Below are 17,465 nucleotides of genomic sequence, written 5' to 3'. Positions count from 1 at the left end.
CCTAGAAGGAGGTGTAAGCCATGAGTGCATCCCCCGCGCCGACGCCCGAGGGCGCCGACCAAGCGGGCCCGCTGTACCTGACCTGGGACGACATCGGCCTCGCGACGACCGAGCTCGCCCAGCAGACCCTGGCCGCCGGTGTGCCGCAGGCCGTGGTGGGGATCGTGCGCGGCGGTCTGATCCCCGCCGTGTGGATCGCCCACCGGCTCGGCGTCCACGACGTCCGGACGATCGAGGTCACCCGCACCACCAGCGACGCCGTAAACGCCGCCAAGACCCCCCTGCCGACCGTCCGGAACCCCGCGTCGATCGGAAACCTCACCGGCCTGGACGTGCTGCTCGTCGACGACATCGCCGGCAGCGGGACCACCCTCGCCCACACGGCCCAGATGGTTCGCGACCTCGGGCCCGCCCGGGTGCGTACCGCGGTGCTCGCCGTGAACCGGGCCAACTGGCCCGCGGGGTCCGAGCCCCACGACCGGATCGACCACATCGCCCGACTGACGACCACCTGGGTCGTCTTCCCCTGGGAGGAACAGCATGACCAGCTCTGACCTGGACGAGCAGTACCGCACGCGGCCCGGCACCCCGATGATCGGCCCGTACAGCACCAACCAGATGGACGACTTCTACGCCGCGCTCGCCCGCGGTGAGGCCAAGCCGTCCGGTCTGATGAACCTGATGCAGCACCTCATCGCCGCCGAGCGGTGCGCGGAGGGCGCGAACGTGCTCGACGTGTGCTGCGGGCGCGGGCTGGCCCTCCCGCTGCTGCACCGCTACGCGCCGAAGATCGGCCGTTACGTCGGCCTCGACATCAGCTCGGCCAACCTCGCCGAGGCCCGTGCGCGGCTGGTCGAGCTGCGGAGGGAGTACGGCGTCCTGTTCCCGCTCGAGTTCGTCGAGTGCGACGTGTCCGAGCCGTGGCCGCAGCTGCCGCCGTTCGACGTCGCGATCTACACCTCCGCGCTGGAGCACCTGCCGTACGAGCTCGGGGTGAAGAGCCTGGCCGCCACCGGCGCCGCGCTCGCCCCGGGCGGGGTGCTGTACCTGTCGACCCCGCAGGCGTTCGGTCCGCCGCCGCGTCCGCTGCAGTACCGCGTCCACGTCTACGAGTGGTCGTGCGAGGAAGTCGTGAGCGCGGTCGAGGACGCCGGCCTAGTCGTGGAGGACGTGATGGGGCTGCTGCCGCCCGAGTCGGACGAGGTGGTCACCGAGCTCGCCGAGCGGTACGGGACGGGCGCGGTCGACTGGTACCGCGACCTGGCTGCCCGGGTGCCGAAGGCGCTGCTGGACACGGTGTCGTCCGTGATGGTGCCCGACCGGGCGACCGAGCTGCTCTTCGTGTGCCGGAGGCCGGCATGACCGCCATTACGGTTCCGGCGCCCCGACAGGCGGCCGGGGAGGAGCGGGGCCGGCCGCTGTGGGTGAGCGTGGAGGGCATCAACGGGGTCGGGAAGACCACCGCAGCCCGTGCCACGGCCGCCGCCCTGGGTTCGCGGTGCCTGCTGCTGGACGAGCTGACCGACCAGGCCGCCGACACGCTGCCCGGCCGGGTGATCACGGCCCTCTCTGCAGCGGAGGACGTCTGTCTGCGCACCGGGCACCCGGTCGTGGAGACGCTGGCGCTGCTGGCGCTGAAGTTCCGGGAGGTCGAGCACCTCACGCCCGAGCGGCTGGCCGGCGTCGATGTGATCGTCGAGGACCGGGGCGTGGACAGCGTGGCCGTGTGCCAGGGGGCGATCCTGCACACCGAGCACCCGGCCACGCCCGCCCGGGCGGTGGCCGACCAAATCCTGGCCACCGCCCGCCGCTGGCGCCCGATGCCGGACGCCACCCTCCTGCTGACCGGCGACCAGGAGACCTGCCTGGCCCGGTTCGGTGCCCGGATCGGCCGCGCCGTCCCGCCCGACGCCAGGGAGATCATCACGCAGACCGAGCACCTCTACCGGGAGCTGGCCGCCGCCGAGCCGGAGCGGTACACGGTGATCGACGTGACCGGCTACGCCCCGGAGGAGACCGGAAAGGCTGTCGAGGACGCCGTCCGCGCGATCGTGGAGCGCCGGGAGGTCGATCGTGCCTCGTGACATCACCCTGCTGTGGGCGTTGCGCTCCCCCTGCTCGTTCGCCTGCCCGCACTGCTACTTCGGGGAGCTGGAGGAGCACAAGAAGGCCCTTCCCGAGGGACTCGGCGTGCTGTCCCACATCCCCGTCCGCGACCTCGACCGCACCGTGCTGGAGGCGTTCGCGCGGACGCTGGCCGACTCGCCGGTCGAGCGGGTCGTCCTCGCCGGCGGCGAGCCGCTGGACTGGCTGCCCACCCTCAGTCTGATCAAGACGATCAAGGACGCCGGGTGTGAGGTCGTCGTGGCGACCAACGGCGTGCCGCTGACCCGGCCCGGCATCGCCCGACGGCTCGTCGACCTCGGCGTCGACGGGGTCTCGGTCTCCCTGGACAGCGCGGATGCGGCCACGAACGACCGGCTGCGGCCCTCGCGGTCCGGACGGGTCGGACACCGCGAGGTCCTGGCCGGCATCCGCACCCTGCTCAAAGAGCGGGGCTCCGGTGCGGGGCCCCGGGTCGGCATCTACACCGTGGTCATGCGCGACCGCCCTCAGGAGATCACCGACGTCGCCCATCTCGCGGCGGACGTCGGCGTCGACTACTACGTGCCGCAGCCCATCTCCCTCCCGGCCGATCACAAGCTCTTCGCCGAGCGCTGTCACACCGCCGAGGATGTCCCCGCCGTCGAGGACCAGCTGCGTCGCCTCCAGGAGGACCCGCGCGGGCTCACCCTCCCCGGCCCCTCCTACACGCGGCAGTTCCTCGCCTCGATCGCCACCCAGGACAGCGGTCGAGTCGAGGACTGCTTCGGCGGAGCGCAGTTGTTCTTCATCCAGCCCGACGGGTCGCTGTGGGACTGCCCCTCTGACCGCCGGATCGCCGCCACCGCCGCCTCCGAACAGCGCAGCATCGCCGGCGCCGACGCGAGGACCCTGTTCACCGACCGCCCGGCGTGCACGGACTGCTCGCACTTCTCCAGGGACTGCGTGAACATGGGCCCGCTCGTGCTCGGCATGCCGCGCCTCCTCGCCCGGGAGGCAACGTGACCGCCCTGCCACCGGTCCCTGCGACGGAAGGTCTCGGCGAGGGCATGCTGGCCGCGCTGGCCGGCATGCCCGACCCCACCGGAGCGTCGTTCGCAGACCGGTTCGAGCAGGACCTCACCGAGAGGTTCACCAGCCGGCACGCGGTTTCGGTGTCCTCCGGCACGACGGCGCTGCACGCCGCGTTGTCCGCCGTCGGCGTCGGGACCGGCGACGAAGTCCTGGTACCGGCCCTGACCGTCGTCATGACCGCCGCGCCGATCGCCCAGCTCGGCGCCACCCCGGTCTTCGTCGACAGCGACCCCGACACCCTCGACCTGGACTACGACGACGCCGCCGCGAAGGTGACGGCCCGGACGAAAGCGATCGTCCCGGTCCACCTGTGGGGCAGGATGGGCGACCCAGTCGGCCTCCGCTCGTTCGCCGCGCAGCACGGGCTGGCCGTGGTCGAGGACGCCGCCCAGGCCGCCGGTTCGTCGCGCGGCGGCGTTCCGGCCGGCGCGGTCGGCGAAGCCGGGTGTTTCAGCATGAAGGACGGCAAGATCCTCTGGAGCGGGGAGGGCGGGTACGTCCTGACCGACGGCTCGGCTCTCGCCTCCCATGTCCGGGCCTTCCGCAGCCACTGGCTGACGCCCCCTCCCGGTGGCCGCCCTCAAGAACGGCTCGCGGTCAACGGGCGCCTGGCCGAGCCACTCGCGGCGCTCGCGCAGGCCAACCTGCGCAGGTTCCCGGACCTGCTGGAGCGCCGCCGCGCCCAAACCGGTTACCTGCTCCAGGCGCTGGCCGGTGCCCGGGGTCTCACGCCGCTGATGCCGGCGAAGGACGAGGCGTGGAACCACTACGCCCCGCTCCTGCACATCAGCCTGCCGGAGCCACGGGCCTTCGCCGAGCGCCTCGCCCGGCAGGGAGTGCCGAGCTCCACCGGCACCTTCCGGCTCGTGCCCTGCGACACCCGGCCCATGTTCGCCGCCGGCGACCGGACTCTGTGCCGCGGGACCGCCCAGATCCTGGACCGCACCCTCGCCCTCGTTCTCACCGAGCGCGACGACGAAACGGTCCTCGACCACTACGCCACCGTCCTCACCCGGGAGGCTGCCGCATGGCGCTCATGACCGGCGCCCCGAACCGATCCGCTGGCGGCGTTCCCGCCGGTGGCCCGCCGTCCTCGTCTGTGAACGGAAACCGCATGACCACCACACGCTCGCTGTGCAGCCGTGGCCCGCTGATCTCCGCCGAGGGCCTCAACGGCGTCGGCAAGACCTACCTCACCAACCGCGCCGTCGAAGCCATCGAGACGAAGCCGCTGATGCTGGACGAGTTCTCCCAGCGGGCGACCGGACGCCCGGGCCTGGGCGAAGCGCTCCTCCAGTCCCTGCGCGAGGCCAGCACCGGGGACCCGTTCCTGCGCGGCGGCACCCCGATGGCCGAGGCTCTGCTCCTCATGGCCATCAAGCGGCACGACCTCGACACCGTCCTGCCCGACCTGGCCCGCGGGCAGACCGTCGTCGAGGGCCGCAGCGTGGACACCACCGCCGTGTGCCAGGCTCTGCTGCTGCACCCCGACGACCCGGACGCGGCCCTGAAGACGGCGGTCGACCTGCTGGGCCTCGCCTCCTCCTACCGGCCGCTGCCCGACCTCACGATCCTCGTCACCGACGACGCCTCGAAGGCCCTGGAGCGTGCGCAGTGGCGTGACAGGTGCGTCTTCACCGACGAGCAGGCTGAGTTCATGCGCAAGGCGTGCGTGCTCTTCGAGCGTCTCGCCGCCACCGATCCGGTCCGCTACCGGGTCGTGGACCGGCGCCACGTCGACGAGTACGAGGCTGCCGACCTGATCCGAGAGTGGATCGAGGGCGCCGGTGGTGATCTCGCCTGTCTGGTGGAGCCGTGGCAGGGTCCGGGCGCGGGCTGTATGTGCTGCGGGCAGTCCACGAAGGCCGAGGCGGCGTGAGCACGGCTGCCCGTCTGCCGCTCTGCCCGGCCGGCCGGTCCACAGGGAACCGGTGTTCCCCGACGGTCCCCGAGGGGGTGGAGGCTCTGATCCTCGACTTCGACGGCGTCCTCGCCGACACCGTCGGCCGGCACGAGGCCGCTCTGCGCGCGGCTCTGCAGCCGTACGGTGTCGCCCTGGACTCCGGCTGGTACAGCGGGCACGTCGGCCTTTCCATCCACGACCTCCTGGCAGCGCTGCCCGGTGGCCGGTCGCTTCCCCACGACGAGATCGTCCAGCGCAGCCGCGGTCACCTGCTGGCCTCAGTGCACACGATCACGCCGATCCCGTGCGTCGTGGAGCTGCTGGGGCAGGCCCGGCGTGCCGGGGTGCCGTGCGCCGTGGCGTCGGGCGCCAGCCGGCTGCTCGTCGACCCGGGGCTCGACGCCTTGGGCCTGAAGGAGGCGTTCGGGTCCGTGGTCCGGCGTGAGGACGTCGTCCACGGCAAGCCGGATCCGGAGCTGTTCCTCACCGCCGCCCGACGTCTGGGCGTCGCGCCGGACCGCTGCCTGGCGGTCGACGACGCTCCCGACGGCATCGCCTCCGCCCGCGCCGCCGGCATGCAGGTGATCACGGTGGTCGGCGGCCACCTGACGCCCGTCGGCGAACAGCCGGCGCAGCCCTTCGCATCGCGCCAGCAGACCGAGCCCATCTGATGACGGCAGGACGCCGTCCGACCCCGGGAGCATGATGCCCGTCCTGCATTCGACCAAGAACCTGCACGTCATGAAGGAGCCGACCGCGACGTGTGAAGGCGTCGGCGTCTTCGAGTACACCGACCACTACACCGTCTTTCACTACGGCCGGATGCCGGATCCGATCCCCGGCAAGGGCGAGGCGACCTCCCGGATGGCCGCCTTCAACTTCGCGCTGCTGGAGGAGGCCGGAGTGCGGACGCACTTCCGCCGGTTCATCGCACCGAACCGGATCGAGTTCACCCTCGCGCGCCTTCCGGAGCAGGTGCGCCAGCCCCTCACGCCCGCTCGCGGCGGCTACCTGCTTCCCCTCCAGGTGATCTTCCGCAACGAGCTCCCGCCGGGAAGCTCCGTCCACCGGCGCCTCGCCGCCGGCGAAATCACCCCGGCCGACGTCGGTCTCGACGCTGTCCCCGCGGCCGGCGCGAAGCTGGAGCGACCGCTCATCGAGTACGCGACGACCCGGGACGACGTGAACCGCTTCATCGCCCCCGGCGAGGCCCAGCGCCTCGCGGGTCTGGACGACGAGCAGTTCGCGGCCCTGCGGGAGATCACCCGGAAGGTCAACGCGGTGCTGACCGACCATGCCGCCAAGGTCGGGCTGAGCCACTGCGACGGCAAGGCCGAGTACCTGGTGACCAGCGACCAGCAGCTGGTACTCGCCGACAGCCCCGGCACGCCGGACGAGAGCCGCCTGATGTTCGCCGGTGTCCACTGCGGCAAGCAGATCCTGCGCGACTGGTACGTGAATTCGGGCAACGAGGTGCCGGTCGGCAGGCTGATCGCCGCCGGTGTGCCCAGGGACCGGTGGCCGCAGCCCGCCTCGCTACCGCCCGAGTACGTGGCGGTGATGACGCACCTGTACCAGTCCCTGAGCGAGACCTGGACGGGAGAGCGGCCCTGGAGCGCACCGGATCTGGAGACCGCGACCCGGGCCGTCACCGACCTCGTCGGCCGATGACCGCGCGCCACGCCGGCCGGAGCCCCAGCCGTCTCCTCACCGCAGCCGCGGGCCGGGGCAGGGCGGGACATACGCGAAAGGAGAACTCATGGGCGGCTTGACCCAGGACCCCGCCTTCCGGGCCACGACGTTCGTCGTCATCGACTTCGAGACGACGACCCCCACCGGCTACCCGGCCCAGCCCATCGAGGTCGCCGCGCTCGCCCTGCGGTTCGAGGACGGCGCGTGGACGGAGACCGGGCGCTACACGTCCCTGATCCGGCCGCCCGAGTTCGCCCCAGTGACCCCTGCGGACACCGCTCAGACCGGGCTGACCGCCGAGCAGCTCCAGCAGGCTCCCACCCCGGCCGAAGCGCTGGGGGCGCTGGACCAGCGGCTCACGGCCGGCACCCCGTATCTGCTGGTGGCCCAGCACGCGGCCACCGAGGCGAACGTCCTTCACCACCAGGCCGAACACAGCCCGACGCTGGCCAGGACGGACCTCCTCGACACGATCCCGCTGGCCAAACGTCTGATCCCGAACCTGCCGAACTACAAACTCGACACGCTGCTGGCCCACTTCGGCATCCCGCAACCCACGGACCGGCACCGGGCCCCGGCCGACGTCGACGTCACCGCGAAGGTCTTCCTGCGCCTCATCAGCGCCGCGGACGAAGACCCGAGGGTCGCCAGCCTCGCGGCACTGGTGAAGACCGCCGGCCGCACCGCCAAGGCCAACCTCCCTGTGCAGGCCGGTCTCTTCGACGTCTGACCGCCGGTGCACGAACCGCTGTACGACCGACCCAAGAAAGGACGTGCTCAACTCGATGACGAAAAAAGAGCAAGGACTGACCGAAGTGCCCTTCTGGTTCGACCCGTTGTGCCCCTGGGCGTGGGTGACCTCCCGATGGCTCCTGGAGGTCGAGACGGTCCGGCCCGTACGCGCGGACTGGCGGATCATGTCGCTGGCCTATCTCAACCTCGAACAGCGCGAGGGGAAGGGACTCAGCGACGACTACCGCGCGCTGATGGAAAAGGCATGGGGCTCGGTCCGGGTCTGCGCGGCTGCCGCCGAGTACGCCGGCCAGGAAAGACTCGGCCCGCTGTACACCGCCATCGGAACCCGCCTGCACAACCAGCGGCGCCGCGAGGACCCCACTGTGATCACGGAGGCGCTCGCCGAAACGCACCTGCCCACCTCGCTGGCCTCCGCCGCCACCAGCACGGAGTTCGACCGCCTCATCAAGGACTCGCACCACGAGGCATTCGACGAGGTCGGCCTCGATGTCGGGACCCCCGTCCTCCGCATCGCCGGCACAGCCCTGTTCGGCCCGGTGCTCCGGCAGGCCCCCCGCGGCGAGGCCGCCGGCCAGCTCTGGGACGGCCTGCTCCACGTCGCAGCGACGGACGGGTTCTACGAGATCAAGCGAAGCCGGGACAGCAAGCCCTCCTTCGAATGAGCGAATCCGCCCCTGGCAGGAACCACACCCCGACCGTCCCCGAGCATGGAGGCTGACACCTGTGGTCCGGCACCGAGGCGAGCAGGGCCGCCAGCGTGCTGACTGGTGCGCCTCTGGCACGAGAGCCCGGGACCACCGGTGCTCCGGTACAGCCCGACTAGGCCGGTGCCGTGACCGCTCGCCTGATGCGGTGTCCGACAAGACGCTCGGCCGCCTCCAGCGGGTACCAGCCGGCGCCGGTCACCTCGGACTCCTGAATGCGTCCGACATCACCGCGGACCGTGGTGAAGGCGTATCCGATGTCCAGGTGGTAGTGCTCCGGCTCGTCCTTCTCGGGTCGGGCCGGCACCTTGCCGTACTCGACGTAGACAGGCGTCGGCGAGACCACGCAGACCTGCCGGGGGTCCATGCCGGTCTCCTCCGTCAGCTCGCGCACCGCCGCCTCGACCAGCGAGGTGTCGGTCGGCTCAAGGTGACCGCCGGGCTGAAGGGTGAGGCCGTATGCGAGGTGCTCGATGAGCAGGATCTCGGCGCCGTCGCGGACGAGCAGGGCTCCGACGGTCACGTGCATGGGGAAGCTGCGCCGAGAGGCGAAGTTCCTGCCTTCCGCGAGGAGCTGCAGGAGCTTGGACAGCTGCTCGGCCTCGTCCGGATGGCGCTCCAGGTAAGCACCGAGAGCGTCCGAGATATCGGAATCAGTGATGGCCACGAAGCGGCTCCAGCGAGGTGTTCGTGCGGGGGGGGTTCGCACTCTACAAGTCCGGCGGGGGCTGTTGTTCCACAACGCGCCCGGTCTCGCGCTAAAGGGTGTCGCCCTCGGCGATTCGGCCAACCTCCTTACCTGTCAACGCCGTTGGAAGACCCGGGTCGATGCATCCACCACGCTCCGACACGCGCCGAATCTCGGGGATCCCACTGAGACCGAAAGACACCAGTTCGATATCCCGGCGCGGTCGTTGAGCTACCCGACCGCCCCACACGACCGTCCAGGAGGAACCGCCGTTGACCTCGACTCCCGTGAACGATCAGCACAAGACCACACCGCCTCCTCCGCCGCCGGCGGAGATCACCTACACCGGGCAGTACTCCATCAACCCCCTCGCCGAGGTGTCCTTCCGGCGGATGTGCGCGCAGATCCCCGCCGTCCTGGGCCGGATCGCGCGGCTGTCCTGGCGGATCGACCGGGGGGCCGTGCAGCTGCTTCTCGGCTGCCAGCTGGTCACTGGCGTCTCGGCCGCCGTGCTGCTGACGGCCACCGCCCGCGCCATGGAACCCGTGCTCGGAGCCGGGTCCGCCGGAGACCGCCTGCGGGGCGCCCTGCCGGCGCTGCTCGTGGTGACGGTCGCCGCCGCCGTGGCTCGGACAGCGAGAGCGGTGGCCTCGTACGCGGGGCGGCGGATCACGCCGCGGTTGACGACGGAGATGGATTCGGCGCTGGTCGAGGCGGTGTGCCGAGTGGAGGCGGCTGCGTACGCGGAGGACGGTTTCTCCGACCGGCGCGAGGCGGCCGAGATGGGGGTGATGCGCACCCACGTGATGGTGGCCGACGCGCAGCAGTTCGTGTCGGCAGTGATCCGCATGGTCACCGCCGGAGGCGTGCTGTCGGTGCTGAACCCGCTGATGCTGCCGCTGCTCCTGCTCGCCGTGCTGCCGGCCGGTGTCGGGGCCGTGCTGAGCGCGCGGGTGGACTACGAGATCCACTACGGCAACATCGCCAATCGCAACGTACGCGGGATGATGCGCTGGTGGGCCACCGAGTCCAAGTACAGCGACGAGGTCCGCGCGAACTCCATGGTCGACTATCTCGTCTACTGGTACCGGGCGCTGTCGGACCGGTGCGATCGGCGCACCCTGGCCGCCGCGCCACGAACCCTGCGGATCGCTCTGTTGTCCGCGCTCGCCGGCGGCATCTGCCTGGCGGCGACGTGGGGTGCACTGGCGTGGCTGGCGGTCTCCGGCCGGATCGACCTCGCGGTCGCCGCGACGGCCGTGATCGCGGTGCAGACCATGCTCGCCGCCTTGACCCAGGTCGTCACCGGCGGCGCCGCGGTCTTCCACACCAGCCTGTACCTCGGCGACATGCAGAGCTTCCTTGACGAGGCCGCCGACCGCGCTCCCCAGCGGGGTCCTTGCCGTCTGGCCGCGCCGGTAGACGAGATCCGTCTGGAAGAGGTGGTCTACCAGTACCCGGGCAAGGACAAGCCCGCCGTCGACGGCGTCTCGCTGACCCTGCGGCGCGGTCAGATCCTCGCGATCGTCGGGGCGAACGGTTCCGGGAAGAGCACCCTGACCCGGCTGCTGACCGGCATCTACCTGGCGGACAAGGGCACGGTCTCGTGGAACGGCACCGACCTCGCCGACGCCGACCCGGCCTCGGTCTGGCGCCTGACCGGCCTGGTGCCGCAGATCTTCGGGCAGTGGCCGCTGCGCCTGCGCGAGAACGTGACCCTCGGCCAGCCGCGTACCCACGACGACGCCCCGGTGTGGGAGGCCATTGACGCGGTCGGCCTGCGCGACGCCGTCGAAGACCTCCCCGCCGGTCTCGACACCCTCCTCGCCCGGGACCTGTGGGGCGGCACGGAGCTCTCCGGAGGTCAATGGCAGCGCATCGCGTGTTCCAGGGCCCTGTACCGCCGGCCCGAACTGCTGATCCTCGACGAGCCCACCTCCCAGATGGACCCCCGGGGCGAGCACCAGATCTTCGAGCAGATCAAGGCCATCGCCGCGGACCGCATCACGATCGTGGTCACCCACCGCCTGGAGAACACCAAGATCGCCGACCACATCATCGTGATGGAGCACGGCCGGATCACCGAACAGGGCCGGTACGACGACCTCACCCACGGCGGCGGAACCTTCGCCGAACTCCTGGAACTCTCCCAGGACCGCTGACCGACCTCACCGCGCCCCCTGTCGCGCCCCGCCAGGCGGACAGGCCACATCAAGGAGGACCCATGCCCCCGTCCCCCGCCACCAGCGCCACCTGTGACTTGCGCTCCTCATACCCGTCGCACCCGAGCGCGAGGTCCACGGCGTGAGGCAGACGAAATCCCTGCCCATCGCCGTGCAGCGCTGGGCGGAGCAGTTCACCGGGCCGGTCGTGACCGTGCGCGACGCCTCGCACGACTGGCACCGCTCCCGCGTGTGGGAGCTCACCGGCGAGAGCGGGGCCCGCTGGTACGTGAAGGTCTCGCCCTCGGGGAAATTCTTCGCCCGTGAGACCCGGGCCTATCGAGGAGTCGTTCCCGCGCTCGGGCACAGCCGGGCGCCCCGTCTCCTCGCCAGCCGCGCGGACGACTTGGCGTTGCTGCTCACCGTGGCGCCCGGTGGCCCGGCACCTGGGCTGGGACTGACCGCCGCCGAGTGGCGGGCAGTGCACGCGCAGGCCGGCATGCTGTGCGCCCGGCTCCACGACGCCGGTGCGCTCGGCCCCTGCGACCGCGCGGAAGCCGAAGCGTCGCTGGTGGCCGCAGCCGATGGCGCGGAGAAGTACCTGGGCCGCGCTGGGGACGGGCTCACCGCGGACGAGCAGCAGCTGGTCCGCGACTACGCGGCTCAGCTCCGCCGCGTCGGGCCGGTGCCGCTCGGCTACATCCACGGCGACAATCAGCCGAGGAACTGGCTGTGGTCCGAGGCGGGGATCGCGCTCGTCGACTTCGAGCGCACCCGCCCGGCCGCCCGCGTGCAGGACCTCGTCATCCTCGCCGTCACCGAGTGGCTCGACCACCCAGACCGCGAGAAAGCGTTCCTCCAGGCGTACGGGCGCGACCTCACCGGCGCCGAACGGCACGTACTGCGCTGCCTGACCGCGCTGGACGCGGTCAACTGCCTGGCCTGGGGCCCGGATAACGGCCATCCCGAGGTCACCGTCAGAGGCCGGCGGACCCTGGAGCGGCTCATGAAGGAGGACCGGCCGTGAGCAACGTCCATCGCAACATCACGCACGTCATGGTCCTGCTGCGCCATCCAGCCGACGGCCGGGTTCTCACCGTCCGGCACCAGCCGCGGTCGTGGCACTCCCCCGGGCTGCTCACCGTCGTCGGCGGTCGGCTCGAAGCCGACGAGTTCTTCGACGAGGGCGCCGCACGCGAGCTCGCTGAGGAGACCGGCATCCTCATCACCCCGGGCCGTCTCGAGTTCTGCCAGCTGGTCCACCTTCACGCCGCGGACGGGGAACGGGTGACCGGCGTCGTCTTCCTGGCCAGGGAGTGGGAGGGCGAGCCGTACAACAGGGAGCCGGACACCCACAGCGAGCTCGTCTGGGTCGATCCCGCCCGCCCGCCCGACGACTGCCACCCTTTCACCCGCGAGATCCTCCGCTTCTTCGCCGCCGGGCGCCGGTACGCCAACGTGGTCGCCCCCGAGCTGGCCGTGGGGGGTGAACCCCGGTGACGGTCGCCGCCGGGCCCCGTAAGACGACCGCCTGGGCGCTGCCGGCCTACCGGTACCTGCTCGGCAGCGAGGCCGTGACCCTGGCCGGGTCGGGGGTGAGCGCCGTCGCTCTGCCCGCGCTCGCGGTCCTGGAACTGCGCGCCACCGCCGGGCAGGTGGCGACGCTGGCGTTCCTCGGCCAGCTTCCCAGCACGCTCGCTCTCTGGGCCGGGGCCTTGTCGGACCGGCACGCCAAGCGTTTCCAGCTCCTCGTCTCGGACGTGGTGGCCGCCGCGGTGCTCACCACGATCCCGGCCGCCGCTCTGGCCGGGGTGCTCACCATCGGCCAGCTGTACGGGGTGACGCTCGCGGTGGGCGCGGCCAAGGTGGTCCGCGACGCCGCGGCCATCAGTCTCCTGCCGGCCATCGTCGCCCCGCACCTGCTGCACGACGCCAACTCCCGCCTGGGCGCGGCTTCCTCGGTGGCCGACAGCACGGGCAGCAACGTCGGTGCGGCGCTCGTGGGCACCGTCGGCGCCGCGCGGTCACTCCTCGTCGACGCCGGCTCCTTCCTCGCCTCCGCGTGGCTGGTCTGGCGCATCCGCGCGCCCGAGCCTCACGTGTCCCCCGTCGGGGCCGAGAAGTCGCGCGGCCTCATCCGGGACATCGCCGCCGGCGTGCGCTACGTGATCGGGCAACCGACGATCCGCACGGTGATCGCGGCCCTGGCCGTGCTGTCCTTCGGCCTCGCGCTGATGAACACCTTCTGGGCGTACTACCTGCTCACCGCGCTCGGTGTCTCCCCGACCGCGTTCGGGGTGATCATGGGCACCGGAGGCATGGGCAGTCTGGCCGGTGCGCTGCTCACCTCACGGATGACGGACCGGTTCGGCGTGGGCCCGGTGATCATCATCGGGTTCGCGGTCAGCCCCCTCGCCCAGGTGCCGCTCCTTCTGGCAGGGCCCGGCCGCGGCTGGCAGATCGTCCTGGCCGCGACACTCGCCGCCCAGTTGTTCTGGGCGACGGCCGCGGGAGTCAGCCAGCGCACCCTGCGGCAGATCCTGTGCGCCCCGGCCTTTCAGGGCCGGATGCAGGCGGTCAGCACCACCGTGACCGCCGGAAGCCGCCCCCTGGCCGCCGCGAGCGCCGGCGCACTCGCACTCGTCCTGCACGTGCCGGCCGTCCTCGCCATCGGCACTCTCCTCCAGATCGTGCCGGTTCTCCTGCTGCTGGCCTCCCCCGTACTCGCTCTCCGAACCATGCCCACCCCGCCCACCCCCGCGGCCGTACCGCCCGCCCGAGAGGGAACCTCGTGACCGCCACCGCATCCACCGCGACCCCGGCCTACTGGGAGCCGCTCTGGCACAGCCGCCGCCGCTACCGGCCGCTGTGCCTGGCCGAGAAACAGCTGATGGCCGAGTACCTCGGCCCCGGCGAGGGCCGCCCCGCCCTCGACATCGGCAGCGGCGACGGCGGCCTCGCCCGCCACCTCCACCACGAGCTCGGCTACCGCACGACCGGCATCGACTGCTCCCCCAGCGCCATCACCCTCGCCTCCGCCCAGGACACCGGGTCCGAACCGACGTGGCAGTGCCTGGACATCGCCACCGGCGACCTCACGACGCTCCCGGACGCGGCCTACGCCCTCATCACCTGCCGTCTGGTCTACCGGTGGATGGACGACAAGCCCGGCTTCCTCAGCCGTGTCCGGCGCCTCCTCGCGCCCGGCGGCACCTTCTGGGTCGTCACCGAGATCGCCGGCCGCCGCACGATCACCAGCCCGGCTGTCCTCGGCCTCGGGATCTCGCCCGCGGACGCCGAACTGCTCACGGCCGGCTGGTCCGTCGCGCGGACCGCCGACCTTGACGTCCTGCGCTGCTACGCCCTGCGCCCCTGATCATCCGCCCCGCGAACGGAAGGACGTCATCGTGCTGGACGTCGAGAAGGAAATCGGCGAGATCTGGACCCTCTACGGCCGTCATCAGCTCGGCCGCTCGTTCGACCTGCCGGAGCTGGGCGCATGGGCCTGGGATATGTCGCAGGCCGGGCCCGGAATCAGCGTGCTCGGCGAGGTCTCCGGCCTGCGCGTTCTGGACCTGGGATCCGGAGTTGGCCGACACGCAGCTCACCTGGCCGCCCTCGGCGCCGACGTCACCGCCGTCGACGCCTCCCCCACCCAGCACCAGCGCGCCCTCGCCCGCTACCCCGACGCCCCCGGCCTGCACCTGGTGTGCGCCGACGCGGTCGACCACCTGCGGCAAGCCGCCCCGTACGACCTCATCTACTCCGTCAGCGGCGTCCCCTTCCTGGATCCGCACCGCCTTCTGCCCGCCTTGGCAACCGGCCTCAAGCCAGGCGGAAGACTGCTGTTCACCGCCCTGCACACCAACTCGGCCGGAGCCGGGCCGTCCGACTCCGTCACCGCACGTCCCGAGGTCCTGCGGCTGCCCGGCACGGACATCGAGCACCAGATGCACATGTGGGTCCTCGAACCCCAGCTGTGGGAGGACCTTCTCGTCGACCACGGCCTCGTCGTGGAGACGGTCACGACGATCGACTCCCCACACGCCGGCCAGCCGCTGTCGTACCGGCTCTACACGGCCCGCCGCCCGGAACGGGTGCCGAGCCGTCCCCGCTCGAACAACCCGCCCTCGCCGCACGCCGCCGCAGGGGTGGGAGTGATCGTGCATGGCCCGAGCGGTCTACTACTGGGGAAACACCGCCTTGGCACCTGGGAGCTCCCCGGCGGCACCGTGGAGCCGGGAGAGACCTTCGCCGAGGCCGCGGTACGGGAACTCGCCGAGGAAGCCGGTCTCGTCGCAGAGCCCACCGACGCACGAGTGCTGGGCACGCTCCTCGACCGCGTCGGCGATATCGTCCGCATGACGGTGCCGGTCCTCCTCTCTCGCTGGTCGGGAGCCCCGCAGCAGTGTGAGGACACCATCGGATCGTGGCGCTTCTGGCCCCAAGACGCTCTGCCTCAGCCTCTGTTCGTTCCGTCTTCCCAGTGTCTGGCGGCGTGGAATCCGACCCTCCCACTCGACCATCCGCCCGCTCAGTTCCAGCGCTACGACATGACTGAGCACGCGTAGACCTTCGAACTTCCTCCAACCGTGTCCGCTTGGAAGGTGCCACCGTGTCCCCTACTTCTCCAGCCTCGTTCCTCCCCTCTCTCCTCGGTGTCTTCGCCCACCCCGACGACGAGGCGCTCCTGGCCGGCGGCGTCCTCGCCCAGCATGCCGCCGCAGGTGCAGCGACCGCAGTGGTCACTGCGACCTGGGCGTCCGGCACCCACCGTGCGGGAGAACTGGCCGACGCACTCGCGATCCTGGGCGCGGGGACGCCCAGGCTGCTCGGGTTCGCCGACGACCGCATCCCCGACTCCGCACCTGGTCGTCCCCGGTTGTGCGAAGTACCGATGGATGACGTGGTGAAGGGGATCGTCGAACACATCCGTGCCGTGCGTCCTCAAGTCGTCGTCACCCACGACGCGTATGGCCAGATGACTGGTCATCCCGCTCACCTCCGCACGCATGAGGCCACCGTGCTCGCTGTCCACGCCGCCGGCCTCGAATATCGCTACCCCGACGCGGGGGCGCCTTGGCGCCCTCAGGCCCTGTACGCAGCCACGCATCCAGACTCGGGCGCCGTCGTGCTCAGCAGGCGTCTGCAGCAGGTCGGCAAGAGGACGCTGACCGTTCCGGACGCGCACATCACCGCCGCTGTCGACGTCACCCCCTGGCTCGTCCAGAAGGAGCGCGCCATCCTCGCCCACAGGAGCGAAGTCGCCAAGGAGCGTCCCCTGCCGGGTATCCTCTCGCGCCTCTCGGCCGCGGAGCGGGAGTCGATCATCCAGACCGAGTACTTCACCCGCCTCTCCGCCGGGCCGGCGGTGACTCCGTTGTCAGCACTGACCGTTTAGACCGAGGAGTCTGGATTGAGCACCGTCCCGTGGGAGACCATCGGCCGGCTGGCCGAGCTCTTCACCCGGCTCGATACCGCACGCGGAATCCCCGCAGAGCAGCAGTGGACTCTGCAGGTCCTCAAACTCTCCGAGGAGGTCGGCGAGTCAGCCCAGGCTGTGATCGGTACGTGGGCCACAAACCCCCGGAAGGGGCGAAGCCACACGTGGCAAGACGTCCAAGAGGAGGTCGGCGATACTGCGATCACCAGCTTGGTCACACTGCAGCGGATGCTCGGTGACAAGGCGCCGGCCTTCTTCGAAGCCCTGCTCGCCCAGAAGGCCGCGAAGTTCCTCGCCATGGGCGATGAGTCCAGCACAGGACCCGTCGATGAGGCGTGAACGGCGGAGGCGGACCGCCAGCGCTCAGGGCCAGGAACTCTCGACGCCTCCGGCTGTCCGTACCTGGCGGAAGGCGGGAACGACGACTCCCGAGGAGACCCCCACGTCCGAGAAGATCACCAAAAGCAAGGCGCCGTGTTACGTCGTCCGCGGCGGCATGCTGCTGGTCCACCGCCACGTCGACTTCCCTTGGGAGGAGGTCGGCGTCCAGGTCCCGGCTGGCAGCATCCGCCAGGGCGAGGCGCCCGAGGCAGCGGCGCTGCGCGAGGCCCGTGAGGAGACCGGCCTGCAGGACTTCAAGATTGTGCGCAAGCTTGGCGTCACCACGTACGACATGGGCCCGTACCGGGCCGAGATCCAGGAGCGGCACGTCTTCCACCTGGAGGTGGCCGAGCCGACCCCCGAGCGGTGGCCAAGCCAGGAGGACCACGACGGCGAGCAGGAGCCGACCCGGCTCGAGTGCTTCTGGATCAAGTTGGAGAGCGCGCACGTGCTCCAGTCCGGGCAGGGCGCGCTGCTCGGGCTCCTGGAGGCTTGACCCCCAGCCCTTCGCCTCGACCCGTACAGGGAGGCAGCCGATGCACAGCACACTCGACCGGCA

20 protein-coding genes are annotated in these 17,465 nt (G+C 71.3%); 19 read left to right on the top strand and 1 reads right to left on the bottom strand.

Translation table 11 applies throughout. From position 1 onward, the window contains the following. Positions 1-20: 20 nt before the first annotated feature. The 10 genes from OG392_RS28255 to OG392_RS28210 all read left to right on the top strand — a co-directional run bounded on the left by OG392_RS28255 (position 21) and on the right by OG392_RS28210 (position 8,190). Positions 21-554, top strand: a complete 534-nt coding sequence (locus OG392_RS28255) for a phosphoribosyltransferase (protein ID WP_329283969.1) — start codon at positions 21-23, stop codon at positions 552-554. Continuing rightward, on the top strand, positions 541-1,362 hold the full coding sequence (locus OG392_RS28250) for a class I SAM-dependent methyltransferase (RefSeq protein WP_329283968.1): 822 nt from the start codon (positions 541-543) through the stop codon (positions 1,360-1,362). The genes OG392_RS28255 and OG392_RS28250 overlap by 14 nt, the downstream gene beginning before the upstream one ends. Further along, positions 1,359-2,084, top strand: a complete 726-nt coding sequence (locus tag OG392_RS28245) for a thymidylate kinase (protein WP_329283967.1) — start codon at positions 1,359-1,361, stop codon at positions 2,082-2,084. The genes OG392_RS28250 and OG392_RS28245 overlap by 4 nt, the downstream gene beginning before the upstream one ends. Continuing rightward, positions 2,074-3,108: a radical SAM protein gene (locus OG392_RS28240; protein ID WP_329283966.1), complete on the top strand. Its 1,035-nt coding sequence runs from the start codon at positions 2,074-2,076 to the stop codon at positions 3,106-3,108. Before OG392_RS28245 ends, OG392_RS28240 begins: the two co-directional genes overlap by 11 nt. Then, positions 3,105-4,217: a DegT/DnrJ/EryC1/StrS family aminotransferase gene (locus OG392_RS28235; protein WP_329283965.1), complete on the top strand. Its 1,113-nt coding sequence runs from the start codon at positions 3,105-3,107 to the stop codon at positions 4,215-4,217. Before OG392_RS28240 ends, OG392_RS28235 begins: the two co-directional genes overlap by 4 nt. 74 nt (positions 4,218-4,291) lie before the next feature. Next, positions 4,292-5,056: a dTMP kinase gene (locus OG392_RS28230; RefSeq protein WP_329283964.1), complete on the top strand. Its 765-nt coding sequence runs from the start codon at positions 4,292-4,294 to the stop codon at positions 5,054-5,056. Between the two features lie 77 nt (positions 5,057-5,133). Continuing rightward, positions 5,134-5,751, top strand: coding sequence for an HAD family hydrolase (locus tag OG392_RS28225; protein WP_329283963.1), 618 nt, complete (start codon positions 5,134-5,136; stop codon positions 5,749-5,751). A gap of 70 nt (positions 5,752-5,821) precedes the next feature. Further along, the gene (locus OG392_RS28220) at positions 5,822-6,751 is read left to right on the top strand and encodes a phosphoribosylaminoimidazolesuccinocarboxamide synthase (RefSeq protein ID WP_329283962.1); all 930 of its coding nucleotides are present in this window, start codon (positions 5,822-5,824) and stop codon (positions 6,749-6,751) included. Between the two features lie 88 nt (positions 6,752-6,839). Next, positions 6,840-7,502, top strand: a complete 663-nt coding sequence (locus OG392_RS28215) for a 3'-5' exonuclease (RefSeq protein ID WP_329283961.1) — start codon at positions 6,840-6,842, stop codon at positions 7,500-7,502. 55 nt (positions 7,503-7,557) lie between these two features. Beyond that, entirely contained in the window at positions 7,558-8,190 is a 633-nt protein-coding gene (locus tag OG392_RS28210; RefSeq protein ID WP_329283960.1) for a mycothiol-dependent nitroreductase Rv2466c family protein, read from the top strand. Positions 8,191-8,347: 157 nt separating this feature from the next. Here the strand turns inward: OG392_RS28210 and OG392_RS28205 are convergent, their stop codons facing one another. Beyond that, positions 8,348-8,899 carry an NUDIX hydrolase gene (locus tag OG392_RS28205; protein ID WP_329283959.1) on the bottom strand — a complete coding sequence of 184 codons (552 nt, stop codon included), beginning with the start codon at positions 8,897-8,899 and terminating at the stop codon, positions 8,348-8,350. A gap of 413 nt (positions 8,900-9,312) precedes the next feature. Between OG392_RS28205 and OG392_RS28200 the strand changes: the two genes are divergently transcribed. From OG392_RS28200 to OG392_RS28160, 9 genes are all read left to right on the top strand, one after another. Then, positions 9,313-11,082: an ATP-binding cassette domain-containing protein gene (locus tag OG392_RS28200; RefSeq protein WP_329287500.1), complete on the top strand. Its 1,770-nt coding sequence runs from the start codon at positions 9,313-9,315 to the stop codon at positions 11,080-11,082. Positions 11,083-11,224: 142 nt separating this feature from the next. Then, positions 11,225-12,109, top strand: a complete 885-nt coding sequence (locus tag OG392_RS28195; RefSeq protein WP_329283958.1) for a phosphotransferase enzyme family protein — start codon at positions 11,225-11,227, stop codon at positions 12,107-12,109. Beyond that, a complete protein-coding gene (locus tag OG392_RS28190) occupies positions 12,106-12,582 on the top strand; it encodes an NUDIX domain-containing protein (RefSeq protein WP_329283957.1) in 477 nt (158 codons plus the stop codon). The genes OG392_RS28195 and OG392_RS28190 overlap by 4 nt, the downstream gene beginning before the upstream one ends. Beyond that, complete coding sequence (locus OG392_RS28185; RefSeq protein ID WP_329283956.1) at positions 12,579-13,877, top strand: MFS transporter; 1,299 nt, start codon at positions 12,579-12,581, stop codon at positions 13,875-13,877. Before OG392_RS28190 ends, OG392_RS28185 begins: the two co-directional genes overlap by 4 nt. After that, positions 13,874-14,458: a class I SAM-dependent methyltransferase gene (locus tag OG392_RS28180; protein WP_329283955.1), complete on the top strand. Its 585-nt coding sequence runs from the start codon at positions 13,874-13,876 to the stop codon at positions 14,456-14,458. Before OG392_RS28185 ends, OG392_RS28180 begins: the two co-directional genes overlap by 4 nt. Positions 14,459-14,489: 31 nt before the next feature. After that, positions 14,490-15,653 (top strand): NUDIX domain-containing protein, encoded by a 1,164-nt coding sequence (locus tag OG392_RS28175; RefSeq protein WP_329283954.1) that lies wholly within the window; start codon positions 14,490-14,492, stop codon positions 15,651-15,653. 29 nt (positions 15,654-15,682) lie between these two features. After that, entirely contained in the window at positions 15,683-16,483 is an 801-nt protein-coding gene (locus OG392_RS28170; RefSeq protein ID WP_329283953.1) for a PIG-L deacetylase family protein, read from the top strand. A 15-nt stretch (positions 16,484-16,498) separates the two neighbouring features. Further along, complete coding sequence (locus tag OG392_RS28165; protein WP_329283951.1) at positions 16,499-16,864, top strand: MazG-like family protein; 366 nt, start codon at positions 16,499-16,501, stop codon at positions 16,862-16,864. After that, positions 16,854-17,402, top strand: coding sequence for an NUDIX hydrolase (locus OG392_RS28160; protein ID WP_329283950.1), 549 nt, complete (start codon positions 16,854-16,856; stop codon positions 17,400-17,402). The genes OG392_RS28165 and OG392_RS28160 overlap by 11 nt, the downstream gene beginning before the upstream one ends. Positions 17,403-17,465 lie beyond the last annotated feature (63 nt).

This window comes from Streptomyces sp. NBC_00691 (assembly GCF_036226665.1).
In the GTDB taxonomy this organism is placed as follows: Bacteria; Actinomycetota; Actinomycetes; order Streptomycetales; family Streptomycetaceae; genus Streptomyces.
The sequence above is the reverse complement of the archived record's forward strand: the minus strand, read 5'-3'. Positions and strand labels throughout refer to the sequence as shown.

Bases quoted from the DNA above. Each gene is read 5' to 3' on its own strand.
- OG392_RS28255 (WP_329283969.1), top strand. From the start codon at position 21: ATGAGTGCATCCCCCGCGCCGACGCCCGAGGGCGCCGACCAAGCGGGC.
- OG392_RS28250 (WP_329283968.1), top strand. From the start codon at position 541: ATGACCAGCTCTGACCTGGACGAGCAGTACCGCACGCGGCCCGGCACC.
- OG392_RS28245 (WP_329283967.1), top strand. From the start codon at position 1,359: ATGACCGCCATTACGGTTCCGGCGCCCCGACAGGCGGCCGGGGAGGAG.
- OG392_RS28230 (WP_329283964.1), top strand. From the start codon at position 4,292: ATGACCACCACACGCTCGCTGTGCAGCCGTGGCCCGCTGATCTCCGCC.
- OG392_RS28220 (WP_329283962.1), top strand. From the start codon at position 5,822: ATGAAGGAGCCGACCGCGACGTGTGAAGGCGTCGGCGTCTTCGAGTAC.
- OG392_RS28215 (WP_329283961.1), top strand. From the start codon at position 6,840: ATGGGCGGCTTGACCCAGGACCCCGCCTTCCGGGCCACGACGTTCGTC.
- OG392_RS28210 (WP_329283960.1), top strand. From the start codon at position 7,558: ATGACGAAAAAAGAGCAAGGACTGACCGAAGTGCCCTTCTGGTTCGAC.
- OG392_RS28200 (WP_329287500.1), top strand. From the start codon at position 9,313: ATGTGCGCGCAGATCCCCGCCGTCCTGGGCCGGATCGCGCGGCTGTCC.
- OG392_RS28160 (WP_329283950.1), top strand. From the start codon at position 16,854: ATGAGGCGTGAACGGCGGAGGCGGACCGCCAGCGCTCAGGGCCAGGAA.